This is a genomic window from Burkholderia sp. BCC0322, from assembly GCF_902833045.1.
Taxonomy (GTDB): Bacteria; Pseudomonadota; Gammaproteobacteria; order Burkholderiales; family Burkholderiaceae; genus Burkholderia.
In genome coordinates this window covers 119143-143248 of record NZ_CADFDU010000015.1, presented here as the reverse complement: position 1 = coordinate 143248, position 24106 = coordinate 119143, and the positions used below count along the sequence as shown (strand labels likewise).

The following is a 24106-nucleotide window of genomic DNA, read 5'->3' as shown; positions in this document are numbered from 1 at the left end:
ACGACATGGACAAGCTTGAACAGTTTCTGACGCGCGCCGAAGCGCTGCTCGGCCGTCTCGAGGGGATGCTGCCGCCCGCGCCGGCAGCGGTCGACTGGAATGCCGCCCACGCGTTCCGCTGGCGCACGCGCCAGGGGCGCGGCTATCTGCAGCCGGTGCCGGCCGTTTCGTCGATCACGCTCGACGATCTGCACAACATCGATCGCCAGAAAGGACTGATCGAACAGAACACGCGGCAGTTCGTGCAGCAGAAGCCGGCCAACAACGTGCTGCTGACCGGCGCGCGCGGTACCGGCAAGTCGTCGCTGATCAAGGCGTGCCTGAACGCGTATGCGAAGGACGGCCTGCGCCTGATCGAAGTCGACAAGGACGACCTGCACGATCTCGGCGACATTGTCGACCTGATCTCGCAGCGTCCCGAGCGTTTCATCGTGTTCTGCGACGACCTGTCGTTCGAGGAAGGCGAGTCGGGCTACAAGGCGCTGAAGGTCGCGCTTGACGGCTCGATCGCCGCGCAGTCGGACAACGTGCTGATCTACGCGACGTCGAACCGCCGCCATCTGCTGCCCGAGTACATGAGCGACAACGAGACCTACAAGCATCTCCCGGATGGCGAGATTCACCCCGGCGAGGTCGTCGAGGAAAAGATCTCGTTGTCGGAGCGCTTCGGCCTGTGGGTCAGCTTCTATCCGTTCAAGCAGGATGACTACCTCGACATCGTCGGGCACTGGCTGCGTCATTTCGGTTGCCCGGATGCGGAGATCGAATCCGCACGCGGCGACGCGCTCGTGTGGGCGCTCGAGCGCGGCTCGCGGTCGGGGCGCGTCGCGTGGCAGTTTGCGCGTGACTGGTCGGGCCGCAAGGAGCAGGCATGAGCGCGGATCTCGCACAAGGCGCGGTGCGCGCGCCCGATGGCCGCAAGGTGACGGAGGTCGCGGTCGGCGTGATGGTGCAGCCGGACGGCCCGGTCGGCCGCTGCCGCTACCTGCTCGCGCAGCGGCTGCAAGGCAAGCCGTATGAAGGCTACTGGGAGTTTCCGGGCGGCAAGCTGGAGGCCGGCGAAAGCGTCGAGGACGCGCTTGCACGCGAACTGCACGAGGAACTCGGCATCGAAGTCACGGCCAGCCATCGCTGGCACACGCTCGAGCACGATTATCCGCATGCTTACGTGCGGCTGTACTTCTGCAAGGTGACGGGCTGGACGGGCGAGCCGCACAGCAAGGAAGGGCAGGCGTTCGTGTGGCAGCAACTGCCGGTCGACGTCGCGCCGCTGCTGCCGGCCGCGCTGCCGGTGCTCGAACTGCTCGAGAAGGAAGCCGCGTCGAACTGACGCCACGATGGCCTGCCGGGGAAGGCGGGCCATATCACTGGCGGGCGGTGCCGCGCGCCGCTCAGCTGTCTCGACGGTTGTCCGCGCCGTCTTCCTCCGACGAGGGGCCCTCGTCGGAGGATCCGCCGATCCGGTACTTTTCCGCGGCCCATGCGCCGAGGTCGAGCTGCTTGCAGCGGGCCGAGCAGAACGGGCGGAACTGATTTGCGGGGGTCCAGCGCACTTCGGCGCCGCACGACGGGCATTTCACAACGGTAGTCATACGAAAGCGATCCGGCCCGCGGCCGTTACAGATTGCACAGTGTCAGATGGAACGGCACGTCGATATCCACCGCGCGCGGCCGCACATCGCCGTCCTGCATGGTGAACCGTACCCACAGCATGTATTTGTTGGCGCTCGCTTCGGGAATGACGCGCAGCTCCGGCGGCACGCGCACCTGCATCAATTGGTACGTGCGACCGGACAGCATCTGCTGGTAGCTGCCCTGCATCGCCATGACCTTCGACGCCTGGCCCGATTCGCGCGCGAGCCGCAGCACGATCGTCACGGCGTCGCGCAGCGGCAGCATCGGCAGGATCCACTTCGCGATGTCCTGGCGCCGCTGCTCGGCGGGCCACTGCTGCCATGCGTAGTACGATGGCAGGTCGAACTTGCACGTGCCGCCGGGGATCACCGCACGGCTGCGGATGCTGGCGAGCCACTCGTTGTCGACGAGGTGCTGCCCGGTCTTGCCCTGCATCTGTGCGAGATTCGCGAGCGTCTGCTCGATTTCGCCGAGCACGGCTTCGAGCGCGTTCTGCTCGATGCCCGGATTGCCGCGAAAGGGGGCGAGCGTCTGGCGCTGACGTTCGAGCTCCTTCATCAGATCCGATTTCAGGTCCGCGCGGCCCGTTACCTCGGCGATTTCGAACAGCGTCGTCAGCGCAACGTGGTGTTCACGCGGGTCCTCCTGAGCCAAAAAGAACGCGAAGCGCTCGAAGAGATCTTCGAGGCGCAACAGCGTGCGAATTCGCTCGTTGAACGGATACTCGTAAAGAATCAAGCGCGCTCGCCTCTTGGGTAGGAATTGAAACAATGCAGGACATTCTAATGCTCACTCTCTACCCTAGCAACGCGCCAATTTCGTACACCATCACGATCGCGCGCGATGCTCAGTCTCAGTGCGCAGCGGCCGCGAACCCGAGATAGCGTTGGTGCAGTGCATCGACCTGTGCGGCGAGTGCATCGGGTGTCGTCGCGTCGTTGACGATCACGTCGTCGGCCGCCGCGAGACGGGCTTCGCGCGTCGCCTGTTTCGCGATGATCGCTTCGACCTGCTCGCGCGTGAAGCCGTTGCGCCGCATCACGCGCGCAATCTGCGTTTCGACCGTGCAATCGACGACGAGCACGCGATCGCTGCGCGCCTTCCAGTTGCCTGACTCGACCAGCAGCGGCACGACGAACATCACATACGGGCCTTGCGCTTCGCGCGCTTCGCGATCGGTCTCTGCGCGGATCAGCGGGTGCGTGATCGCTTCAAGCCGCCGGCGCGCGGCGTCGTCGCTGAAAATCAGTGCGCGCATCTTCGCGCGGTCGAGCGAGCCGTCGGCTGCAACGAAGCCGCGGCCGAATGCCTGCTCGATCGCGGGCATCGCGAGACCGCCCGGTGCGGTGATGCGATGGGCGATCAGATCGGTATCGACCAGCGACGCGCCGCGGGCGCCGAACAGATCGGCGACGGTCGTCTTGCCGCTGCCGATGCCGCCGGTAAGTCCAATGGCGAACATGTCAGCCTCCGAGCGCCGAATAGAAAGGGGTGCCGAAAAACAACGTCGCGACGCCGCCTGCCGCGAGGAACGGGCCGAACGGAATCGGCTCCTCGAAGCGCATGCGGCCGCGCCAGGTCGCAATGAGCCCGACGATCGCGCCCGTTACCGCAGCGAACAGCACGACCTGCGGCAATGCGGCCCAGCCCATCCATGCGCCGAGCGCGGCGAGCAGCTTCAGGTCGCCGAAACCGATGCCCTCGATGCCCCGCAGCCATTTGAACAGCCAGTAGATCGACCACAGGAACAGGTAGCCGGCCATGGCCCCGATCACGGCCGAGCGCAGCGACGTGAATGTTCCGCCGAGGTTCAGCACGAGCCCGGCCCAGAGGAGCGGCAGCGTCATCGAGTCGGGCAGGTAGCCCGTCCGGATATCGATTGCGCTCATCGCGAGCAGCGCGGCGCACAGTGCAAACGCGGCAAGCGCGGCGACGGTCGGGCCGAATGCCGCGAGCGAGCCGGCGGCGAGTAGCGCGCACGCGAGCTCGACGAGCGGATAGCGGATGCCGATCGCGTGGCCGCAGCGCCGGCAGCGCCCGCGCAGCATCAGATAGCTGGCGAGCGGGATGTTTTCCCATGCGCGCAGCACGTGGCCGCAATGCGGGCAGGCGCTGCGCGGGCGCCACAGATCGTAGCGCGGCGGGTAGCCGTCGTCGGGCGGGGCGCTCGCGTTGCCGGTCGCCTCATCGATCTCGGCCTGCCACGCGCGCTGCATCATCACGGGCAGCCGGTGCACGACCACGTTCAGGAAGCTGCCGATGCAAAGGCCGATGGCGACCGCGAACGCATACTGCAGCGCGGGCGGCAGCATCGCCAGCGCGAGCAGCGTGCTCTCGGGCGAATCGGTAACGGCGTACAGGGGCGCTGGCGTCATGAGGCTCAAGGTTCGGACTGGAAGGCGACGGAATCGGTTGCGATGCTACACCACGTTGCCGAGCTGAAGGATGGGCAGGTACATCGCGATCACGAGACCACCGACGAGTGCGCCGAGTACGATCACGATCAGCGGTTCGCCGAGCGCGGCGAGTGCATCGAAACGTGCGTCGAGCTGGCGTTCGCACAACGCGGCGATGTCGGCGAGCATCGTGTCGAGCGCACCGGTTTCCTCGGCGACGGCGATCGGCTGCACGACGTCGTCCGGAAAGCAGCCGGCCGACTGCATCGCGTCCGCGAGGCGTGCGCCGCGCAGCACGCGGGCTGCGATGTGCGCGGTGGCGTGCTCGAACACCGGATGGCCGGTGGTGCGCTCGAGCGTGGCAAAGGCGTCGGCGAGCGGCACGCCGGCGCCGAGCAGCGTCGCAAGCGAGCGGCACCAGCGTGCGGCTGCGTACCGGCTGAGCGCACCACCCGCGAGCGGCACGTGCAGCAGGTGCCGCGCGACAGCGTGGCGCAGCGGCGCAGACCGCCGCAACGCGTGATGTGCTGCCAGCCCGGCTGCGGCCGCACCGGCAGCGAGCACCCCGCCCCACGCCGACAGCGCGGAGGACAGCGCGAGCAGCGCGCGGGTCGGTGCCGGCAGTGCGGCGCCAAAACCGTCGAAGATCTGGCGGAACGTCGGTACCACCCACACCATCAACGCGGCCGAGATCGCGAGCCCGAACAGGATGACGGCCGCCGGGTAGGCCAGCGCGGCCCGCACCTTGCGCCACTGCGCATCGGTGCGCTCGCGGTGCTCCGCGACCCGGGTCAGCACGATGCCGAGCGAGCCGGACGCTTCGCCGACCTCGATCAGCTGGCGATACAGCGTGCCGAACTGGGAGGGATAGCGTGCGAGTGCATCGGCGAAGCGCCGGCCGCCGACGATCTCGCGGGCGAGACCCGCGGCGATGCGCGGCAGGCCGTCGCGTGGCCGCGTGCGCGCGAGCATCTCGAGCGACGGCGCGAGCGGCAACCCGGCCTGCAGCAGGCTTGCGAGCTGGCGCGTGAAGCGCGTGACATCCCGCGCGCTGGCCGTTGGCGGCCGGGCCGGCCCGCGGACGTCGAGCGACAGCACGGCGATGCCGTCGCGTGCGAGCGCGGCACGTGCGCTCGCCGCGTCGAATGCGACGACGGTGCCGCGGCGCGACGTGCCGTCGCGACGGCGGCCGCGCCACGCGAAGCGGGTTTCACGCGGCGGCGGGCGCATGCTCACGTTGCAGGTGTCGCGGCGAGGGCTTCCGCGATGCTCGTCGTGCCGTCGTGGACGCGCGCGAGCGCCGCGTCGCGCAGATTGCGCACGCCTTCGGCCGCCACGCATTGCGCGAGTTCGCCGACACTCGCCCGTGCGACGATGCGCTCTGCCAGCCCGGGGGATACCGGCATGGTCTGATGCAGGCCGACACGGCCGCGATAGCCGATGCCGTGACAGGCCGGACAGCCGCGCGCGACGAACGGCCGCCATCCGGCTGCGAGGGCAGCCGGGTCGCAGCCGGCTTCGCGCAGGACGGGCACCGGTGCGTCCGAGTGCACGCGGCAGGCGGTGCACAGCCGCCGGACGAGGCGTTGCGCGGTGACCAGGTGCAGCGCGGCCGCGAGGTTGTACGGTGCGACGCCGATGTCGAGCAGTCGCGCGACGGCGGCCGGCGCATCGTTCGTGTGCAGTGTCGACAGCACGAGATGGCCGGTCTGCGCGGCCTTGATCGCGACGTCGGCCGTCTCCGCATCGCGAATCTCGCCGACCATGATGATGTCCGGATCCTGCCGCAGCAACGCGCGCAGTGCTGTCGCGAACGTGAGCCCCGCCTTTTCGGCGACACCGACCTGGCTGATGCCGTCGAGCTGAATCTCGGCGGGATCCTCGACCGTGCAGACGTTGTGCGCGTCGCGATCGAGCATCTGCAGCGCGCAGTAGAGCGACAGCGTCTTGCCGCTGCCGGTCGGACCCGTGACGAGCACAAGGCCGTGCGGTGCGCGTATCGCGGCCTCCATCGCGGCCGCCTGCTGCGCGTCGAAGCCGAGGCGGGCGAGCGTGAGGTCGGGTGGCAGTGTCTCCAGGCGCCGCAGCACGAGCTTTTCACCGAACAACGTGGGCAGCGAGCTGACCCGGTAGTCGCCGCGCGTACCGCCGTCGATCACGATGCGCAGCCTGCCGTCCTGCGGGAGCCGCCGCTCGGCGATGTCCATGCGCGCGAGCACCTTGATCCGTGTGACGAGCGCGTCGCGCAGATGAAGGGGCGGCCGCGCATGTTCGTGCAGCACGCCGTCGATGCGAAGGCGGATGCGCCAGCCGGCTTCGAATGGTTCGACGTGGATGTCGGATGCGTCGCGCACGCGAGCCGCGTGAAGGGTATCCGTCAGCAACCGCACGGCCGGCGCATCGTCGAGCTGGGCCGCGTCGAGCGTGCGCGGTGCGGTGACGGACGACGCATCGGAGTGAGCGGGCGGTGGCTGCGCGTGCAGCGGCGCCCCGGGAGGAGGGAAATGCATGTGAGCCGGCGCGCTGGCCGCCTGTTGACCGTGACCAGCAGATGGTCGCGCGTCGCGGGCGACGCCGGCAGTCAGCCGTTCGGCTAGCGCGCGGTGACGCGTGCGGTGCGCGAGGCGCGCGGCTTGAAGAGCTTGACGGTGCGCACGGCCTGATCGTCGCTGCGCATCACTTCAAGCATCACGTCACCGATTTTCAGGCACACGTCGTCTTCCGGAATTTCCTCGAGGATTTCGAGCACCAGGCCGTTCAGCGTCTTCGGCCCGTCGGTCGGCAGCTTCAGGTGCAGCCAGCGATTCAGTTCGCGCAGCGGCATGCTTGCCGAGACGATGCATTCACCGTTCTCGTCCCAGCCGCCCGCGCGTTCGCTGCGCGGCATCGACGTCGTGAATTCGCCGATCAGCTCCTCGATGATGTCTTCGGGCGTGACGAGCCCTTCAAGCTCGCCGTACTCGTTGACGACGAGCGCGGTCCGCTGCCGCGTTTCCTGGAAAAACTGGAGCTGCTGGACCACCGGCGTGCCGGACGGCACGTAGTACGGCTCGGCGAGCAGCGTGCGTAGCGTTTCGCGGTCGAACTCCTGGTTGTGCAGCGCGGTCAGCGTCTTGCGGACGTGCAGCACGCCGAGCACCTTGTCGATGTCGCCTTCATAGACGACGAGCCGGTTGTGATAGCAGGTTTCGAGCTGGTGCAGGACGTCGTCGAGCGGCGCGTAGAAGTTGAGCGACTCGATCTGGCGGCGCGGCACCATCACGTCGTCGACCGTGATGTTCTCGAGGTCGAACAGGTTGAGCAGGATGCTGCGGTGCTTGGTCGGCATGAAACTGCTCGACTCGAGCACGATGGCACGCAGTTCGTCGGCCGACATTCGCTGGTCGCGACCCTTCTTCGTGTTGATGCGCAGCACCCACAGCACGCCGTTCGCGAGTGCGTTGACGAACCAGACGACCGGCTTGAACACGCGCATCAGCGGCGCGATCACGAGGCTCGCGGGCAGCGCGATGCGTTCGGGGAACGTCGCGCCGACGATCTTCGGCGCGATTTCGGCGAACACGATGATCAGGAACGCGACGATGCCGGTCGCGATCGACAGCGCGAGGTTGTTGCGGCCGAATGTATGCAGCGCGAGCGACGTCGTCAGGACCGGGATGATCGTGTTGAACAGGTTGTTGCCGATCAGGATCACGCTGAGCAGCAGGTCAGTGCGCGTCAGCAGGCCTTGCGTGGTTTTCGCGCCGAGTGCGCCCTGGCCGGCGAGATGCTTCAGCCGATGGCGGTTGAGCGCCATCATCGCGGTCTCGGAAATCGAAAAGAAGCTGGAACAGAGGAGAAGCAGGAAGACGGCGCCGATTTGCGCCCATAAGGGAATTTGGTCCACGCGTTGGAAGGGCAGTGAAGGACAGGGATGGAAGGAATATAGCAGAGGCCGGCGGCTGCGATGTGTCGTGCGCGGCACGAGGGCCTGCGGCAGCCGGGCAAAAAAAAACCGTGCACGGCGTGCACGGTTTTTTTACAAATCTGGTCGGGGTGAGAGGATTCGAACCTCCGGCCTCTACGTCCCGAACGTAGCGCTCTACCAGGCTAAGCTACACCCCGATTTGCACTCTTCCGATTTCGTGGTCTTCTTCAAGAACCGCTGCGTCGTCGAGCAAGAACATAACTATAACGACGTTTCTTTAAAAAGGGAAGGCCTTGGAGAAGAAATTTTTCGAGACAGGTGATTTTCCCGTGTCGAACATGCGCAGCACGCCGTGGCGGCGACGCATGGCATGGACTTACGACTGCCGCGACGTCGAGTACGAGCACAACGCGAGCAGGCTTTCCTTGTAGATCGAATCGGGGAACGCGACGATTGCGGCCGCCGCCGCCTGTGCTTCCTGACGTGCGCATTCGAGCGTGTGGTCCAGGGCGCCAGAGCGCGTGATCGCTTCGAAAATCGTGTCGAAGCGATCGGTGCCACCCTGTTCGATCGCCTCGCGTGCCAGCGCCGACTGTTCGGGCGTGCCGCGTTCGATCAGATAGATGAGCGGCAGCGTCGGCTTGCCTTCGCGGAGATCGTCGCCGGCATTCTTGCCCATTGCCTCGACGGTGCCCGCGTAGTCGAGCCAGTCGTCCATGATCTGGAACGCGGTACCGATCCGGCGGCCGTATTCGGCGGCGGCAGCCTCGGTCGGCGCATCGGCGCCTGCGAGTACCGCGCCCAGACGGGCCGACGCCTCGAACAGCTTGGCCGTCTTGTAGCGGATCACCTGCATGTAGCGCGTTTCGTCGACGTCCGCGTCGTGCATGTTGAGGAGCTGCAGCACCTCGCCTTCGGAAATGATCGTCGTCGCTTCGGACAGGATCTCCATCACGCGCATCTTGCCGACGCCGACCATCATCTCGAACGAGCGCGAGTAGAGGTAGTCACCTACCAGCACGCTCGCCGCGTTGCCGAACAGCGCATTGGCGGTCTGGCGGCCGCGGCGCAGCTCGGATTCGTCGACGACGTCGTCATGCAGCAGCGTGGCCGTGTGGATGAACTCGACGACGGCGGCCAGCACGTGCCGCTGGTGCGACGTCTCGCCGAGCGCGCCGGCGACGAGCAACAGCAATGCCGGGCGCAGCCGCTTGCCGCCCGCGCCGATGATGTACTCGGCGATCTGGTTGATCAGCAGCACATCGGACGCGAGGCTTTGCCGGATAACGCGATTCACCTGCTCCATGTCACTGGTGATCGGAGCGAGCAGATGGGCGGCGCTGAGGGTGGGGGAGGCGGTGGACGACGACATGATGATGGAATTGGGTGATGCGGCGGATTATAAGTCGAATCCGAGATATCCCGGTCTGTCACACGTGCCGCAGCCTTGAATTTGGCCGTTTGGCCGAGGCCCGCGCGCGGCAATCGTCAATCGGTTTTGACTCCGGTGCTAACCCCATGTATAATCACGTGTTTTCCGCGCGTGGTGTGCGGAAAAATTGGATCCAGAGTGAGGTTCTCAATGTACGCGGTCATAAAAACCGGCGGCAAGCAGTACAAGGTTGCCGTTGGCGAAAAACTCAAAGTAGAACAGATACCGGCTGACATTGACGCTGAAATCACGCTCGACCAGGTTCTCGCAGTGGGCGAAGGCGAATCGATTAAGTTCGGTACGCCGCTGGTCAGTGGGGCTTCCGTCAAGGCCACCGTTGTGTCGCACGGTCGTCATGCCAAGGTCACCATCTTCAAGATGCGTCGCCGGAAGCACTACCAAAAGCACGGCGGCCACCGCCAGAACTACACTGAGCTGCGCATCGACGCGATCAACGCGTAAGCGCCTCGGTAAAGGAGCAATCAGATGGCACACAAAAAGGCAGGCGGCTCTTCCCGGAACGGCCGCGACTCCGAGTCGAAACGTCTCGGCGTGAAAGTGTACGGCGGCCAGGCAATCAATGCCGGCGGCATCATCGTGCGTCAGCGCGGTACGCGCATGCACGCAGGCGAGAACGTCGGCATGGGCAAGGATCACACCCTGTTCGCGCTGGTTGACGGTCACGTCAAGTTCGCGACGAAGGGCGCGGACAAGAAGCATCTGGTCATCGTTGTCCCGGCGGCTGCCTAAATTCAGGCACCCAAGGGCTTCGTAGCCGAAAGGCCCCGCAGTCTTCGCGGGGCCTTTTTTATTTGGTCGCCGGGCGCGTGTGCGTTCGGCGACCATCGCGCAACCGGCGTACGATCGGCCGAACGGCAGATTGTTCAAGCGCGCCGGCGCGCGGCACAATAGTGGAAATACTGGGCGGAGTGACGAATGAAGTTCATTGACGAAGCACGAATCGAAGTCATCGCCGGCGACGGAGGCGATGGCAGTGCGTCGATGCGCCGCGAGAAATTCGTCCCGTTCGGCGGGCCGGACGGCGGCGACGGCGGCCGGGGCGGTAGCGTGTACGCGATCGCCGACCGCAACATCAACACGCTGATCGACTACCGTTACGCGAAGAAGCATCTGGCGCGCAACGGCGAAAACGGGCGCGGCTCGGATTGCTACGGCAAGGGCGGCGACGACGTCACGCTGCGCATGCCGGTCGGCACGATCATCAGCGACATGGATACCGGCGAGCTGATCGCCGACCTGACCGAGCACGACCAGCAGGTGATGCTTGCACAAGGCGGCGCCGGCGGGCTCGGCAACCTGCATTTCAAGTCGAGCACGAACCGCGCGCCGCGCCAGAAGACGGATGGCAAGCCCGGCGAGCGTCGCATGCTGAAGCTCGAGCTGAAGGTGCTCGCCGATGTCGGCCTGCTCGGCATGCCGAACGCGGGCAAGTCGACGTTCATTTCGTCGGTGTCGAACGCGAGGCCGAAGATCGCCGATTACCCCTTCACGACGCTTGCGCCGAATCTCGGCGTGGTACGTGTCGGTCCGAGCAAGAGCTTCGTGATCGCCGACATCCCTGGGCTGATCGAGGGCGCTGCCGAAGGCGCGGGCCTTGGCCATCAGTTCCTGCGCCACCTGCAGCGCACGGGCGTGCTGCTGCATCTCGTCGATCTCGCGCCGTTCGACGAAAGCGTCGATCCGGTTGCGGAGGCGAAGGCGATCGTCGGCGAACTGCGCAAGTACGACGAGGCGCTCTACGAGAAGCCGCGCTGGCTCGTGCTCAACAAGCTCGACATGGTGCCGGAAGACGAGCGCAAGGCGCGCGTCGCGGATTTCCTCGAGCGCTTCGAGTGGGATGGCCCCGTGTTCGAGATCTCGGCACTGACGGGGCAGGGTTGTGAAGCGCTGTGCTACGCGATCTACGACTATCTCTCGGAACATTCGGACGCGCATCGCGCGGCGGAGGCGGAAGATCTCGCGGCAGACGTGCGTTTCCGCGACGCGCCGCCTGCCAAGGGCGATGCAGCGCCGGGCGACGACGCCTGAACGGTTTCGAGTGCGCCGGGCGTGCGGCCCGGCGTCGGCGTTCAATCGCGCCCGGCCGGGCAGGCATCAGATACAGGAGACAGTGCAGGATGCGTTCGATCATCGCGGATTCGAAGCGATTGGTGGTGAAGGTGGGCTCCAGCCTCGTGACCAACGACGGCAAGGGGCTCGATCATGCGGCAATCGGCCGTTGGGTGGCCCAGATCGCGGCACTGCGCGCCCAGGGCAAGGAAGTCGTGCTCGTCAGCTCGGGCGCGATTGCCGAAGGGATGCAGCGGCTCGGCTGGAGCAAGCGGCCGCGGGAAATCGACGAGTTGCAGGCTGCCGCCGCAGTCGGCCAGATGGGGCTCGCGCAGGTCTATGAGAGCCGCTTCGCCGAGCACGACATCCGCACCGCGCAGATCCTGCTGACGCATGCCGACCTGGCGGACCGCGAGCGTTACCTGAATGCGCGTTCGACGATGCTGACGCTGCTGCGGCTTGGCGTCGTGCCGATCATTAACGAGAACGACACGGTCGTCACCGACGAAATCAAGTTCGGCGACAACGACACGCTTGGCGCGCTCGTTGCAAACCTGATCGAAGGCGATGCACTGATCATCCTGACCGATCAGTCGGGGCTGTTCACGGCCGATCCGCGCAAGGATCCGGGCGCGACGCTCGTTGCGGAAGCCAATGCGGGCGCGCCGGAACTCGAGGCGATGGCCGGCGGCGCCGGCTCGAGCCTCGGCCGCGGCGGGATGCTGACGAAGATCCTCGCGGCGAAGCGCGCGGCACACAGCGGCGCGAACACCGTGATCGCGAGCGGCCGGGAGGCCGACGTGCTCGTGCGTCTGGCCGCCGGCGAGGCGATCGGCACGCAACTGATCGCACGTACCGCGCGGATGGCGGCGCGCAAGCAGTGGATGGCCGACCATCTTCAGGTGCGCGGTCACGTCGTGATCGATGCGGGCGCGGTCGAGAAGCTGACGGCCGGCGGCAAGAGCCTGCTGCCGATCGGCGTGATCGACGTGCAGGGCGCGTTCGCGCGCGGCGAAGTCATCGCGTGTGTCGGCCCCGACGGGCGCGAAGTGGCGCGTGGGCTCACGAACTACAGCAGTGCGGAGACGAAGCTGATTCACCGCAAGCCGAGCGGCGAGATCGAATCCGTGCTCGGCTACATGCTGGAGCCCGAGTTGATCCATCGCGACAACCTGGTGCTGGTGTGACCATTCGTGCCGGTTCCGGCCGTCAGATGAAAAAGCCCGCGCGATGCGGGCTTTTTTCATGCGGCGGACAGGGGCGCGGCGGGCGCCGCGCGCCGTCAGCGCAACTGGCTCATCGCGGTGCGGTGAAACCGGATGTTTTCCAGGATCTGCTGGGTTGAGCCCTGCGGCATCTTGTTCGCGCAGAAGTAGTCCTGATAGAGCGCCGAGTGGTAGGCATTCAGCTCGCCGTTCTCGATGCGCCGCCAGTCGTTCTCGACGGTGCGATCCCAGCCGTCGTGATCCGAATTCAGGCCGGCATACTGGCGCCATTCATAGGTGTCGCAACGGATCCCCTCGTAGTTCACGTTGCGCGCGCCGGCCGGGCTCGTGATGACGACTGCGTAGCGCACGACGCCGTCGGTGCCGACGGCGAGCGACTTCGCATCGACGAAGAACTTGAGCGGCGTGTTCTGCGATACGGTGAACGGAAGCAGGTCGCTCGTTTGCGGCAGCGGCGGCAGCGAGTCGACCGTGTTTTCCTTCCAGGTGCCCTGGCGGTCCAGCAGATACACGAACGCGCTGTCATCCTTGTTGGTGGGCGTCTTCGAATTTGCGCAACCTGCCAGCGTGGCCGCGGCGACAATCGATGCGAGCGCGAGAGCAATCGCTTTCAATATGCATTCCTCGTAAAAAAAGGGCGCGACACCAAGGTCGCGCCCGGTCATGCAGTTTGATTCGTCATTTGCCGACGATCACGTGGGGCGGCATCTCGTCGAGCGTGCCCGCTTCCACTTCGATCTCCGAACAGACTACCGATGTATCGACAATCGTCAGCGTCTGCTGGGCCTGCGCGCCAATGACGCGCGGATAGCGCGACAGACGCGGCCCGCGCGGCTTCTCGGCTCGCTACGCCGGGCGGCGCAGGAAGCGCGACAGTTCCGTCAGCGCCAACTGATAGACATCCCGCTTGAACTCGATCACCGCATCGAGCGGTACCCAGTACTCGTTCCAGCGCCACGCATCGAACTCCGGGTGGTCGGTCGCGCGCAAGCAAATGTCGCAATCGCGTCCAACCATCCGCAGCAGGAACCAGATCTGCTTCTGGCCGCGGTAATGACCGCGTACTTCGCGTTTAATGAACTTGTCAGGCACCTCATAACGCAACCAGTCGCGAGTGCGGCCGATTATCTTGACGTGTTCCGGATGCAGGCCCGTTTCCTCGTGCAGTTCCCGGTACATCGCCTGCATGGGGGTCTCGCCGTACTTGATCCCACCTTGAGGAAACTGCCAGGAATGCTCGCGGAGCCGCTTGCCCCAAAACACCTCGTTGCGCGCGTTCAAGAGGATGATGCCGACGTTCGGGCGAAAGCCTTCACGATCCAGCATACAACCACCTTCGAATCCTTTAAAATTGCTTTGATTATAAACAGATAACGGGCGCTGCGCACCGTGACGGAGCGAATCCGCGCGGGGTGCACCGGCTGATTCGTCCCTGATTAGTCTGCTACGTCATCTGCGCCATCGTCGTTCGTCGCGCGCAGCTTTTTCACCTTGAAACTTTTTCGGGCGCCCCGCCTGGGGGCGCCGTTTTTGGAACCGTCCGCATGAAAGCTTCCCGTTTCTTTATCGGCACCCTGAAAGAAGCACCCGCCGACGCAGAGATCGTCAGCCACAAGCTGATGGTGCGCGCCGGCATGATCCGTCGCGTCGCCGGCGGCATCTATAACTACCTGCCGGTCGGCCTGCGTTCGATTCGCAAGGTCGAGGCGATCGTGCGCGAGGAAATGAACCGGGCGGGCGCCATCGAGCTGCTGATGCCGGCCGTGCAACCCGCCGAGCTGTGGCAGGAATCGGGCCGCTGGGAGCAGTACGGCCCCGAGCTGCTGCGCTTCAAGGACCGCAAGGATAACGACTTCGTGATCGGGCCGACGCACGAGGAAGTCATCACCGACATCGCGCGCAACCAGATCAAGAGCTACCGGCAGATGCCGGTGAACTTCTATCAGATCCAGACGAAGTTCCGCGACGAGATCCGCCCGCGTTTCGGCGTGATGCGCGGCCGCGAATTCATCATGAAGGACGCGTACTCGTTCGACAAGGACGCGGCCGGCCTGAACGAGTCGTATCGCAAGATGTACGACGCGTACGTGCGCATCTTCACGCGCCTCGGCCTCGAGTTTCGTGCGGTCGCGGCCGACAGCGGCTCGATCGGCGGCAACTTCTCGCACGAATTCCACGTGATTGCCGACACCGGTGAAGACGCGATCGCGTACTGCCCGACGTCCGAATTCGCTGCGAACGTCGAGGCTGCCGAAGCGCTGCCGCTGATCGCCGAGCGCGCGGCGCCGGCCGAAGCGATGGAGAAGGTCGCGACGCCTGGCAAGGCGAAGTGCGAAGCCGTCGCCGAACTACTGGCCATCCCGCTCGAGCGCACGATCAAGTCGATCGTGCTCGCGACCGACAACGAAGGCGCCGAGCCGACCATCTGGCTCGTGATGCTGCGTGGCGATCACGATCTGAACGAGATCAAGGTGTCGAAGCTGCCGGGCCTGAAGAACCACCGCTTCGCGACCGAGCAGGAAATCGTCGAGTGGTTCGGCACGCCGCCGGGCTATCTCGGCCCGGTCGGCACGAAGAAGCCCGTGAAGGTGATTGCGGATCGCACGGTCGCGAACATGAGCGACTTCGTCGTCGGCGCGAACGAGGTCGACTACCACATCGCCGGCGTGAACTGGGGCCGCGACCTGCCCGAGCCGGACGTCGCCGACGTGCGCAACGTGCAGAAGGGCGACCCGTCGCCGGACGGCAAGGGCGTGATCGACATCTGCCGCGGCATCGAGGTCGGCCACGTGTTCCAGCTCGGCACCAAGTATTCGGAAGCGATGGGTGCGACGTTCCTCGACGAATCGGGCAAGCCGCAGCCGATGCTGATGGGCTGCTACGGCGTCGGCGTCACGCGCATCCTCGGCGCGGCGATCGAGCAGAACTTCGACGACCGCGGCATCATCTGGCCCGAGTCGATCGCGCCGTTCGAAGTCGTGCTGTGCCCGATGGGCTATGACCGCAGCGAAATGGTGCGCGAAACCGCCGACAAGCTGTACGCGGAACTCGTCGCGGCCGGCATCGACGTGATCCTCGACGATCGCGGCGAGCGCCCGGGCGTGATGTTCGCCGACTGGGAACTGATCGGCGTGCCGCATCGCCTCGTGATCGGCGAGCGTGGCCTGAAGGAAGGCAAGATCGAGTATCAGGGCCGCCGCGACGCCGAAGCGACGCTGCTGCCGGCCGACGCGGCTGCGGCGGCGGTCGCGGAGAAGATCCGCGCCGCGCTCGCGCGCTAAGCGCACCGACCGGGGAACACGGTGGAATACACCTTCCTGTCGGCCACCGTGCTCCTGGTGCTGATCACCGATCCGCTCGGCAACATCCCGCTGTTCATTTCGGCGATGCGGGACGTGCCGCGCGAGCGGCGCGTAAAGCTGATCCTGCGTGAAGTGGGGATCGCGTTCGTGATCCTGCTGTTCTTCATGCTGGTCGGCGACCGCTTCCTGCGAATGATGAGCCTCACCGACCTGTCGCTGCGGCTCGGCGGCGGGATCGTGCTGTTCCTGATCGCGCTGCGGATGATCTTCCCGCACCCGGATGGCGCGCTCGGCAACGATCCGCGTGCGGGTGGCGAGCCGTTCATCGTGCCGCTCGCGATTCCGGCGCTCGCCGGGCCGTCCGCGCTCGCGACGGTGATGCTGTTGACGTCGCAGGGGCCCGGCAAGATGCTCGAGTGGGTCGGCGCGCTGACGGTCACGATGATCGTCTGCGCGGTGACGCTGGTGCTGGCCGAGCGTATCCAGCAATGGATCGGCGAGCGGACCGTCGCGGCGTTCGAGCGGCTGATGGGCCTCGTGCTCGTCGCGATTTCGGTCGAGATGATGCTGGGCGGCATCCGTGCGTTCGTGCACCAGCTGTAGCGCGGGGCGGCGCATACCCAAGACGCCCCAATAAAAGCGGCGCTCCGGGAAACCGGAGCGCCGCTTTCTATTTATATAGTGCGGAGCGGGGCGCTCAGACGTTCGTGGTCAGCGCACGGATCGTCGGCAGGTTGCGCCAGTAACCTTTCGCATCCATCCCGCAGCCGAACACGTAGCGGTCGGGCACCGAGAAGCCGCAGAAGTCGGGGTGCAGCGGCTTCGCCTTCGCGAGCGTCTTCTCGCACAGCACAGCCGACATGAAGCGCTGCGCGCCCATGTCGAGGATGCGGTCGCGGATCGCGGCCATCGTCTCGCCTTCGTCGAGGATGTCGTCGAGCACGAGCACGATCCGGTCCTTCACCGATTCGCGCGGCGCGACGCGCCAGTGCATTTCCGGGCTGCCCTGCGTCGTATTGCGATAGCGGGTCAGGTGGATATAGTCGAATTCCAGCGGGAAATCGAGATGCGGCAGCAGCATCCCGGTAAACACCGCGGCGCCGCCCATCACCGAGAGAACGAGCGGGAACGCATCGCCGATCTCGGCGCGGATCGCGTCGGCCATCCGGGAGATCGACGCATTGACGGCGTCGGCCGAGACGATCTCTTCGGAGTGGTTGAATATGTGGAGGGCTTCTTCGCGGTTCATGTGTTCTGGCGGGCAGTCGGTATACAAATAAGAATGAAGCAGAACGGACGGCGCGCGCTACGGCAAAAACCCGCGCGCCGGCCGATGGGCGGAATCAGCGCATGCCGGGCATCATGCCCTTCAGGCCGCGCATCATCTTCTGCATGTTGCCGCCCTTCAGCTTCTTCATCATCGTACGCATCTGGTCGTACTGGTTCAGCATCCGGTTGACTTCCTGCACCGGCACGCCCGCGCCGGCTGCAATGCGGCGCTTGCGCGTCGCCTTGATGATCTCGGGTTTCGCGCGCTCGGCGGGTGTCATCGAGCTGATGATGCCTTCCATCCGGCGGATCTGCTTTTCGGCCTGGCCCATGTCAGCGCCGGCCGCCGCCTGCTGGAATTGCGCGGGCAGCTTGTCCATCAACGACGACAGGCCGCCCATGTTCTTCATCTGCGAGATCTGCGCGCGGAAATCGTTCAGGTCGAAGTCGCCGCCTTTCTTGACCTTGTCGGCGAGCTTCTGTGCGGCCTGCACGTCGACGCCGCGCTGCGCTTCCTCGACGAGCGCGAGGATGTCGCCCATCCCGAGGATCCGGTTCGCCATCCGGTCGGGGTGGAACACCTCGAGGCCGTCGAGCTTCTCGGCGACGCCTACGAACTTGATCGGCTTGCCCGTGACGTGACGCACCGACAGCGCGGCGCCGCCGCGCGAATCGCCGTCGAGCTTGGTCAGCACGACGCCGGTGAGCGGCAGTGTGTCGTTAAACGCCTTCGCGGTGTTGACCGCGTCCTGGCCGAGCATCGCGTCGACGACGAACAGCGTTTCGGCCGGCTTCAGCGTGCCGTGCAGCGCGGCGATTTCCTGCATCATCGCCTCGTCGATGCCGAGGCGGCCGGCCGTGTCGACGATCAGCACGTCATGGTAGTGGCGCTTCGCCCAGTCGACGGCCGCGACCGCGATGTCGACGGGCTTCTGGTCCGGCGTGGACGGGAAGAAGTCGGCGCCGACCTGTTCGCTCACCGTTTTCAGCTGCATGATGGCGGCCGGGCGATACACGTCGCACGACACGGTCAGCACTTTCTTCTTGTACTTCTCGCGCAGCAGCTTCGCGAGCTTGCCGGCGGTCGTGGTCTTGCCTGCGCCCTGCAGGCCGGCCATCAGGATCACGGCGGGCGGCGTGACCGCGAGGTTCAGCTCGGCAGCCTTGCCTTCGTAGTCGCCGCCGATCACGGCGGTCAGTTCCTTCTGGACCACGCCGACCAGCGCCTGACCCGGCGACAGGCTGCTGATCACTTCTTCGCCGAGCGCCTTTTCCTTGACCTTGGCGATGAATTCGCGGACGACCGGCAGCGAAACGTCGGCCTCCAGCAGTGCGAGACGCACCTCGCGGAGCATCTCCTGCGTGTTCGCCTCGGTAAGCCGGGCCTCGCCGCGCAGCGTCTTGACGACGCGCGCCATCCGTTGAGTGAGATTGTCGAGCATGGGGAGCGGTGGACAGTGGGGCCCGAAGGCGCGGCGGAACCGAACAAAGGGAGCCGTCGCGGGAAGGGGGCCTAGTGTAAACTTCGAACATGGATATTGTACTGTATGCCCTCACCGCATTCCTGTACGGCGGCCTCGCCGTCGCAGGCTGGCGCACGCACCGCCAGGGCGCGACGCCGCTCGTCGCGAGCGTGCCGGCCGTGCCGGTTCCCGCGTCCGCCGCGTCCGGAATGAGCGGGGCCGGCCGCGCGCTGCTGTTTGCCGCGCTCGTCGCGCACGGCGTGCTGCTCCACATGACGATCTTTCCGAACGACGCGATGGTGTTCGGCTTCGCGTTCGCGCTGTCCGCGATGTTCTGGCTCGGCGCCGGCATCTACTGGATCGAGAGCTTCTTCTTCCCGCTCGACAGCCTGCGCCTGCTGGTATTGCCGCTCGCGTGCGGCGCGTCGCTGCTGCCGCTCGTGTTCGGCGGCGTGCGGGTGCTTCCCTATGCCGCAGCACCGCTGTTCAAGCTGCATTTCCTGATCGCGAACATCGCGTATGGCCTGTTCGCGATCGCGGCGCTGCACGCGATCCTGATGCTGATGGTCGAGCGGCGCCTGCAGTCGCTGAGGCGCGGCGGGCGCGACGGCTCGACGGGTTGGATCGCGAGCTGGCTCGAGACGCTGCCGCCGTTGCTCACGCTCGAGAAGCTGCTGTTCCGCCTGATCGGCGCCGGCTTCGTGCTGCTCACGCTGACGCTCGCGTCGGGCATCCTGTTCAGCGAGCAGGTCGACGCGCGCGCGTTGCGGCTCGACCACAAGACGGTATTCGCGATCCTGTCGTGGCTGATGTTCGGCGGCCTGCTGGTCGCCCGCAAGACGTCGGGCTGGCGTGGCCGGGGTGCCGCGCGCTGGGTGCTCGTGTCGTTCGCCGCGCTGCTGCTCGCGTATGTCGGCAGCCGGTTCGTTTTCGAGGTGCTGCTACACCGTTCCGTGGTTTGAACGCAGGTTTCCGATGCGACAGATTCTTCTCCTGATTCTTCTCTTTTTCGCGGGTTCGTGGATTGCGCGCAAGCTGCGCCAGGCCCAGGAGCACGCGCAGGCGCGCACCGGCCGCGGTGCCGGCTACGACGGTACGCCCGGCGGCGCGGGTGCCGCGCGCCCGAGCGGCGACGCTCGCTCGCTGCCCGAGCCGATGGTGCGCTGCGCCGAATGCGGCGTGCATGCGCCGAAGGGCGATGCGGTCGCCGCGGGCGGTGAATACTTCTGCAGCGCCGAGCACGCGCAGCGCCACGCCGCGCGGACAAGCGGTCGCGACGCACGATGAGCGACGCGCCGCTGCTGTCGGTCGACGCGAACGGCTGGGTGCGCGAAGCGCGCCATGCGCCGTCGCCGAACTTCGAGATGCGGCCCGCTGGCGCGGTGCCGACGCTCGTGGTCGTCCACAACATCAGCCTGCCGCCCGGCGAATTCGGCGGCGATGCGATCGAGGCGCTGTTCCTGAATCGTCTCGACTGCGATGCGCACCCCTATTACCAGAGCCACCTGCGCGGCGTACGCGTGTCCGCGCACTTCCTGATCCGCCGTAACGGCGAACTCGTGCAGTTCGTGTCGTGCGACGAGCGCGCATGGCACGCGGGCTCGTCCGAGTTCTTCGGCCGGCCGCGCTGCAACGACTTCTCGATCGGCATCGAGCTCGAAGGCGCGGACGACGTGCCGTTCGACGACGCGCAGTATGCGATGCTCGCGGTGCTCTGCCGCACGCTCGCGGCACGCTACCCGGTCGACGCATTCGCGGGGCACTCGGACGTCGCGCCGGGCCGCAAGACCGACCCGGGCCCGCATTTCGATTGGCAACGCTTCGCGAGCGATGCCGGTTTTTCCGCCGAATACTTTCCTTTCCGTCAGCACTGATCGCGGGGTTTTTTGACCGGAGAAAGTTTTTTCTCCGACCAATGCCTTGTCGTGTCTGCGCGTGGGCGATGTCAAGACCTCCATCGCAAATTATCCGTTTGGACGTCCTCCGAATGTCCACTATACTTGGTGCCAGTTGAGCGGTTCTGTACTAGATATAGTGTGTGTCGCAGGGGAAACCCGAGCGGCACCGGCCGGCGGGCAACGCCGGCGGACAGGGTTCTCAGGGCGGCGCGTCAGGCCGGGCGGTCCGGGCGGCGCGATCAGCGCAGCGAACTTCGACGGGGCAGGGTATACATGACGAAGCACACGACCGAATCGGTTGTCGCGCATCGACCGAACCGGCTTCCCCGGCGCATCGCTCGCCTCTTACCGCTCGCGCACCGCGTTGCGCAGCGTTCGTTTTAATCCGCGGTTCTCTCCGCACCATCCAACACCAGGAGCTTTGCACATGCAAACCACCGACAACGCGACGTCCCAGTACGAGAGCGCCTCGAGCCGTCCGCTCGGCGGGACCGAACAGGGCGCGAAGGCGCTCGCGCCGCAGGCCACGTTCGCCGATTACAAGGTGATCCGCCGCAACGGCAGCGTCGTCTCGTTCGAACCTTCGAAGATCGCGATTGCGGTGACCAAGGCTTTCCTGGCCGTCAATGGCGGGCAGGGCGCGGCATCGGCGCGCGTGCGCGAGCAGGTCGAGCAACTGACGCAGAACGTCGTGCGCGCGCTCGTGCGCAGCCGCCCGAACGGCGGTACGTTCCATATCGAAGACATCCAGGACCAGGTCGAACTCGCGCTGATGCGCGGCGGCGAGCACAACGTTGCGCGTGCGTACGTGCTGTATCGCGAGAAGCGTCACCTCGAGCGCCAGCATGCGGGCGAGGAAGCAGCGGCAGCCGGCGGCGACGCGAGCACCGGCATCAACGTCGTCGACAACGGCGTCACGCGCCCGCTCGACCTGAACGCGCTGCGTGCACTGATCGTGTCGGCATGCGACGGCCTCGGCGCTGCGGTTAACCCTGACCCGATCGTCGCGGAAACGGTGAAGAACCTGTACGACGGCGTGCCGATGAGCCAGGTCTACGACTCGGCGATCCTGGCTGCGCGCACGATGATCGAAAAGGATCCGGCATACAGCCAGGTCACGTCCCGCATCCTGCTGCACACGATCCGCCGCGAGATCCTCGGCGAGGAAGTCGTGCAGGCCGAGATGTCGACCCGTTACGCGGAATACTTCCCGCAGTTCCTGAAGCGCGGCGTCGATGCCGGCCTGCTCGACGACAAACTGCTGCAGTTCGACCTGAAGCGCCTCGGCGAAGCGCTCGACGCGAACCGCGACCTGCAGTTCGGCTACCTCGGCCTGCAGACGCTGTACGACCGCTACTTCCTGCACGTCGACGGCGCCCGCATCGAAATGCCGCAGGCATTCTTCATGCGCGTCGCGATGGGCCTGTCGCTGAACGAGATCGACCGCGAAACGCGCGCGATCGAGTTCTACAACGTGCTGTCCAGCTTCGACTTCATGAGCTCGACGCCGACGCTGTTCAACTCGGGCACGCACCGTTCGCAGCTGTCGTCGTGCTACCTGACGACGGTCGCGGACGATCTCGACGGCATCTATGAAGCGCTGAAGGAAAACGCGCTGCTGTCGAAGTTCGCCGGCGGCCTGGGCAACGACTGGACGCGCGTGCGTGCACTCGGCTCGCATATCAAGGGTACGAACGGCAAGTCGCAAGGCGTGGTGCCGTTCCTGAAGGTCGTCAACGACACGGCTGTCGCGGTCAACCAGGGCGGCAAGCGCAAGGGCGCGGTCTGCGCGTACCTCGAATCGTGGCACCTCGACATCGAGGAGTTCCTGGAGCTGCGCAAGAACACGGGCGACGATCGCCGCCGTACGCACGACATGAACACGGCGAACTGGATTCCCGACCTGTTCATGAAGCGCGTGATGGAAGGCGCCGACTGGACGCTGTTCTCGCCGTCGACCTGCCCGGACCTGCACGACAAGTTCGGCGCCGATTTCGAGAAGGCTTACACGGCTTACGAAGAGAAGGTCGCGCGCGGCGAGATCAAGCTGTTCAAGAAGATCCCGGCGCAGCAACTCTGGCGCAAGATGCTCGGCATGCTGTTCGAGACGGGCCACCCGTGGATCACGTTCAAGGATCCGTGCAACGTGCGCTCGCCGCAGCAGCACGTCGGCGTCGTCCACTCGTCGAACCTGTGCACGGAAATCACGCTGAACACGAGCGACACCGAAATCGCGGTGTGCAACCTCGGCTCGGTGAACCTCGTCGCCCACCTGGTGAAGCAGGCCGACGGCAGCTACGCGCTCGACCACGACAAGCTGAAGCGCACGATCAGCGTCGCGATGCGCATGCTCGACAACGTGATCGACATCAACTATTACGCGGTGCCGAAGGCGCGTAACTCGAACCTGAAGCACCGCCCGGTCGGCATGGGCATCATGGGCTTCCAGGACTGCCTACACCTGCTGCGCACGCCGTACGCGTCGGAAGCGGCGGTCGAGTTCGCCGATCGTTCGATGGAAGCGGTCTGCTACTACGCGTACTACGCGTCGACCGAGCTGGCCGAAGAGCGTGGCCGTTACTCGAGCTACCGCGGCTCGCTGTGGGATCGCGGCATCCTCCCGCAGGACACGCTGAAGCTGCTGACGGAAGCACGCGGCGGCTACGTCGAGGTCGACACCTCCGAATCGCTCGACTGGACGTCGCTGCGTGCGCGGATCGCCGCGCACGGCATGCGCAACTCGAACTGCGTCGCGATCGCGCCGACGGCGACGATCTCGAACATCATCGGGGTGTCGGCCTGTATCGAGCCGACCTTCCAGAACCTGTACGTGAAGTCGAACCTGTCGGGCGAATTCACGGTGGTGAACGAGTACCTGGTGCGCGACCTGAAGGAGCGCGGCCTGTGGGACGAGGTGATGGTCGCCGACCTGAAGTACTTCGACGGCATGCTGTCGCGCATCGACCGTATCCCGGCCGACCTGCGCGCGATCTACGCGACCGCGTTCGAAGTCGACCCGACGTGGCTGGTCGAAGCGGCATCGCGTCGCCAGAAGTGGATCGACCAGGCGCAGTCGCTGAACATCTACATGGGCGGCGCGTCGGGCAAGAAGCTCGACGAGGTCTACAAGCTCGCATGGCTGCGCGGCCTGAAGACGACCTACTACCTCCGCACGATGGCGGCGACGCACGTCGAGAAGTCGACGGTCGCACACGGCGCGCTGAACGCAGTGCCGACGGGCGGCGGTTCGGGTAGCGGCGGCGCGCAAGGCGCGGCTGGCGGCTTCGGTGCGGCAGGCGGCGCTGCGTCGTCGGGCGCGGTCAACGCGGCACCGGCACTCGCACCGGTCGAGGCAGATGGTCCGGTGTGCACGATGCGTCCGGGCGATCCTGGCTTCGACGAATGCGAAGCGTGCCAGTAACGCAGTGCGCCTGACCTGAGAAGAAGGTCAGCGCGGCGCACACGACGACCGATCGAGGTTGAAGTGTGCGCCGCTCTCAACTAAAAA

23 protein-coding genes, 1 tRNA gene and 1 pseudogene are annotated in these 24106 nt (G+C 65.8%); 12 read left to right on the top strand and 13 right to left on the bottom strand.

The annotated features are described in order from the left end of the window. Positions 1-5: 5 nt before the first annotated feature. Entirely contained in the window at positions 6-875 is an 870-nt protein-coding gene (locus tag HWX39_RS30720) for an ATP-binding protein (protein ID WP_175955549.1), read from the top strand. Further along, the gene (locus HWX39_RS30715) at positions 872-1330 is read left to right on the top strand and encodes an NUDIX domain-containing protein (RefSeq protein ID WP_175971410.1); all 459 of its coding nucleotides are present in this window, start codon (positions 872-874) and stop codon (positions 1328-1330) included. The genes HWX39_RS30720 and HWX39_RS30715 overlap by 4 nt, the downstream gene beginning before the upstream one ends. Before the next feature lie 61 nt (positions 1331-1391). Here the strand turns inward: HWX39_RS30715 and HWX39_RS30710 are convergent, their stop codons facing one another. The 9 genes from HWX39_RS30710 to HWX39_RS30670 form a co-directional block, all read right to left on the bottom strand. Continuing rightward, positions 1392-1592, bottom strand: a complete 201-nt coding sequence (locus tag HWX39_RS30710; protein WP_175971409.1) for a DNA gyrase inhibitor YacG — start codon at positions 1590-1592, stop codon at positions 1392-1394. Between the two features lie 25 nt (positions 1593-1617). Continuing rightward, the gene (gene zapD, locus HWX39_RS30705) at positions 1618-2373 is read right to left on the bottom strand and encodes a cell division protein ZapD (RefSeq protein ID WP_039353119.1); all 756 of its coding nucleotides are present in this window, start codon (positions 2371-2373) and stop codon (positions 1618-1620) included. Positions 2374-2488: 115 nt separating this feature from the next. Then, on the bottom strand, positions 2489-3097 hold the full coding sequence (coaE, locus tag HWX39_RS30700) for a dephospho-CoA kinase (RefSeq protein WP_175971408.1): 609 nt from the start codon (positions 3095-3097) through the stop codon (positions 2489-2491). A 1-nt stretch (position 3098) separates the two neighbouring features. Then, positions 3099-4010 carry an A24 family peptidase gene (locus HWX39_RS30695; protein WP_175971407.1) on the bottom strand — a complete coding sequence of 304 codons (912 nt, stop codon included), beginning with the start codon at positions 4008-4010 and terminating at the stop codon, positions 3099-3101. A gap of 45 nt (positions 4011-4055) precedes the next feature. Then, positions 4056-5261, bottom strand: coding sequence for a type II secretion system F family protein (locus HWX39_RS30690; RefSeq protein ID WP_175971430.1), 1206 nt, complete (start codon positions 5259-5261; stop codon positions 4056-4058). 2 nt (positions 5262-5263) lie between these two features. Beyond that, positions 5264-6541 (bottom strand): ATPase, T2SS/T4P/T4SS family, encoded by a 1278-nt coding sequence (locus HWX39_RS30685; RefSeq protein ID WP_175971406.1) that lies wholly within the window; start codon positions 6539-6541, stop codon positions 5264-5266. 83 nt (positions 6542-6624) lie between these two features. After that, positions 6625-7917 (bottom strand): HlyC/CorC family transporter, encoded by a 1293-nt coding sequence (locus tag HWX39_RS30680; RefSeq protein ID WP_175971405.1) that lies wholly within the window; start codon positions 7915-7917, stop codon positions 6625-6627. 141 nt (positions 7918-8058) lie between these two features. Next, a tRNA-Pro gene (locus HWX39_RS30675) sits at positions 8059-8135 on the bottom strand. A gap of 179 nt (positions 8136-8314) precedes the next feature. Next, positions 8315-9310, bottom strand: coding sequence for a polyprenyl synthetase family protein (locus HWX39_RS30670; RefSeq protein WP_175955563.1), 996 nt, complete (start codon positions 9308-9310; stop codon positions 8315-8317). Positions 9311-9520: 210 nt separating this feature from the next. Here HWX39_RS30670 and rplU point away from each other — a divergent pair, with 210 nt between their 5' ends. From rplU to proB, 4 genes are all read left to right on the top strand, one after another. Next, positions 9521-9832, top strand: coding sequence for a 50S ribosomal protein L21 (gene rplU, locus HWX39_RS30665; protein WP_006025184.1), 312 nt, complete (start codon positions 9521-9523; stop codon positions 9830-9832). Positions 9833-9856: 24 nt separating this feature from the next. Then, complete coding sequence (gene rpmA / locus HWX39_RS30660) at positions 9857-10120, top strand: 50S ribosomal protein L27 (RefSeq protein ID WP_006476999.1); 264 nt, start codon at positions 9857-9859, stop codon at positions 10118-10120. A 186-nt stretch (positions 10121-10306) separates the two neighbouring features. Beyond that, entirely contained in the window at positions 10307-11419 is a 1113-nt protein-coding gene (gene obgE / locus HWX39_RS30655) for a GTPase ObgE (protein ID WP_175955565.1), read from the top strand. 89 nt (positions 11420-11508) lie between these two features. Continuing rightward, positions 11509-12627 carry a glutamate 5-kinase gene (gene proB / locus HWX39_RS30650; protein WP_175971404.1) on the top strand — a complete coding sequence of 373 codons (1119 nt, stop codon included), beginning with the start codon at positions 11509-11511 and terminating at the stop codon, positions 12625-12627. A 95-nt stretch (positions 12628-12722) separates the two neighbouring features. Here the strand turns inward: proB and HWX39_RS30645 are convergent, their stop codons facing one another. Next, complete coding sequence (locus HWX39_RS30645) at positions 12723-13331, bottom strand: CNP1-like family protein (protein ID WP_175971403.1); 609 nt, start codon at positions 13329-13331, stop codon at positions 12723-12725. Between the two features lie 13 nt (positions 13332-13344). Next, a pseudogene (locus tag HWX39_RS30640) lies at positions 13345-13992 on the bottom strand (RNA pyrophosphohydrolase). A gap of 218 nt (positions 13993-14210) precedes the next feature. Here HWX39_RS30640 and HWX39_RS30635 point away from each other — a divergent pair. Together HWX39_RS30635 and HWX39_RS30630 are read left to right on the top strand one after the other, a co-directional pair. Beyond that, on the top strand, positions 14211-15947 hold the full coding sequence (locus HWX39_RS30635; RefSeq protein WP_175971402.1) for a proline--tRNA ligase: 1737 nt from the start codon (positions 14211-14213) through the stop codon (positions 15945-15947). 21 nt (positions 15948-15968) lie between these two features. Next, positions 15969-16571 (top strand): MarC family protein, encoded by a 603-nt coding sequence (locus HWX39_RS30630; RefSeq protein ID WP_009688453.1) that lies wholly within the window; start codon positions 15969-15971, stop codon positions 16569-16571. A 94-nt stretch (positions 16572-16665) separates the two neighbouring features. Here the strand turns inward: HWX39_RS30630 and HWX39_RS30625 are convergent, their stop codons facing one another. Beyond that, on the bottom strand, positions 16666-17217 hold the full coding sequence (locus tag HWX39_RS30625; protein WP_175955572.1) for a hypoxanthine-guanine phosphoribosyltransferase: 552 nt from the start codon (positions 17215-17217) through the stop codon (positions 16666-16668). A 94-nt stretch (positions 17218-17311) separates the two neighbouring features. Continuing rightward, entirely contained in the window at positions 17312-18679 is a 1368-nt protein-coding gene (ffh, locus tag HWX39_RS30620; RefSeq protein ID WP_175901603.1) for a signal recognition particle protein, read from the bottom strand. A gap of 89 nt (positions 18680-18768) precedes the next feature. Between ffh and ccsA the strand changes: the two genes are divergently transcribed. From ccsA to HWX39_RS30600, 4 genes are all read left to right on the top strand, one after another. Continuing rightward, positions 18769-19662, top strand: coding sequence for a cytochrome c biogenesis protein CcsA (gene ccsA / locus HWX39_RS30615; protein WP_175971401.1), 894 nt, complete (start codon positions 18769-18771; stop codon positions 19660-19662). A 13-nt stretch (positions 19663-19675) separates the two neighbouring features. Further along, entirely contained in the window at positions 19676-19987 is a 312-nt protein-coding gene (locus HWX39_RS30610; RefSeq protein WP_175971400.1) for a PP0621 family protein, read from the top strand. Next, a complete protein-coding gene (gene ampD, locus HWX39_RS30605) occupies positions 19984-20574 on the top strand; it encodes a 1,6-anhydro-N-acetylmuramyl-L-alanine amidase AmpD (RefSeq protein WP_175971399.1) in 591 nt (196 codons plus the stop codon). The genes HWX39_RS30610 and ampD overlap by 4 nt, the downstream gene beginning before the upstream one ends. A gap of 451 nt (positions 20575-21025) precedes the next feature. After that, the gene (locus tag HWX39_RS30600; protein ID WP_175971398.1) at positions 21026-24019 is read left to right on the top strand and encodes a ribonucleoside-diphosphate reductase subunit alpha; all 2994 of its coding nucleotides are present in this window, start codon (positions 21026-21028) and stop codon (positions 24017-24019) included. The last annotated feature ends 87 nt before the right edge of the window (positions 24020-24106 follow it).

Coding starts and splice junctions, on each gene's coding strand:
- HWX39_RS30720 (WP_175955549.1), top strand. CDS start 6: ATGGACAAGCTTGAACAGTTTCTGACGCGCGCCGAAGCGCTGCTCGGC.
- HWX39_RS30715 (WP_175971410.1), top strand. CDS start 872: ATGAGCGCGGATCTCGCACAAGGCGCGGTGCGCGCGCCCGATGGCCGC.
- HWX39_RS30710 (WP_175971409.1), bottom strand. CDS start 1,592: ATGACTACCGTTGTGAAATGCCCGTCGTGCGGCGCCGAAGTGCGCTGG.
- coaE (WP_175971408.1), bottom strand. CDS start 3,097: ATGTTCGCCATTGGACTTACCGGCGGCATCGGCAGCGGCAAGACGACC.
- HWX39_RS30695 (WP_175971407.1), bottom strand. CDS start 4,010: ATGACGCCAGCGCCCCTGTACGCCGTTACCGATTCGCCCGAGAGCACG.
- HWX39_RS30690 (WP_175971430.1), bottom strand. CDS start 5,261: ATGCGCCCGCCGCCGCGTGAAACCCGCTTCGCGTGGCGCGGCCGCCGT.
- HWX39_RS30685 (WP_175971406.1), bottom strand. CDS start 6,541: ATGCATTTCCCTCCTCCCGGGGCGCCGCTGCACGCGCAGCCACCGCCC.
- HWX39_RS30670 (WP_175955563.1), bottom strand. CDS start 9,310: ATGTCGTCGTCCACCGCCTCCCCCACCCTCAGCGCCGCCCATCTGCTC.
- rplU (WP_006025184.1), top strand. CDS start 9,521: ATGTACGCGGTCATAAAAACCGGCGGCAAGCAGTACAAGGTTGCCGTT.
- rpmA (WP_006476999.1), top strand. CDS start 9,857: ATGGCACACAAAAAGGCAGGCGGCTCTTCCCGGAACGGCCGCGACTCC.
- obgE (WP_175955565.1), top strand. CDS start 10,307: ATGAAGTTCATTGACGAAGCACGAATCGAAGTCATCGCCGGCGACGGA.
- proB (WP_175971404.1), top strand. CDS start 11,509: ATGCGTTCGATCATCGCGGATTCGAAGCGATTGGTGGTGAAGGTGGGC.
- HWX39_RS30645 (WP_175971403.1), bottom strand. CDS start 13,331: ATGACCGGGCGCGACCTTGGTGTCGCGCCCTTTTTTTACGAGGAATGC.
- HWX39_RS30635 (WP_175971402.1), top strand. CDS start 14,211: ATGAAAGCTTCCCGTTTCTTTATCGGCACCCTGAAAGAAGCACCCGCC.
- HWX39_RS30625 (WP_175955572.1), bottom strand. CDS start 17,217: ATGAACCGCGAAGAAGCCCTCCACATATTCAACCACTCCGAAGAGATC.
- ffh (WP_175901603.1), bottom strand. CDS start 18,679: ATGCTCGACAATCTCACTCAACGGATGGCGCGCGTCGTCAAGACGCTG.
- ccsA (WP_175971401.1), top strand. CDS start 18,769: ATGGATATTGTACTGTATGCCCTCACCGCATTCCTGTACGGCGGCCTC.
- HWX39_RS30610 (WP_175971400.1), top strand. CDS start 19,676: ATGCGACAGATTCTTCTCCTGATTCTTCTCTTTTTCGCGGGTTCGTGG.
- ampD (WP_175971399.1), top strand. CDS start 19,984: ATGAGCGACGCGCCGCTGCTGTCGGTCGACGCGAACGGCTGGGTGCGC.
- HWX39_RS30600 (WP_175971398.1), top strand. CDS start 21,026: ATGCAAACCACCGACAACGCGACGTCCCAGTACGAGAGCGCCTCGAGC.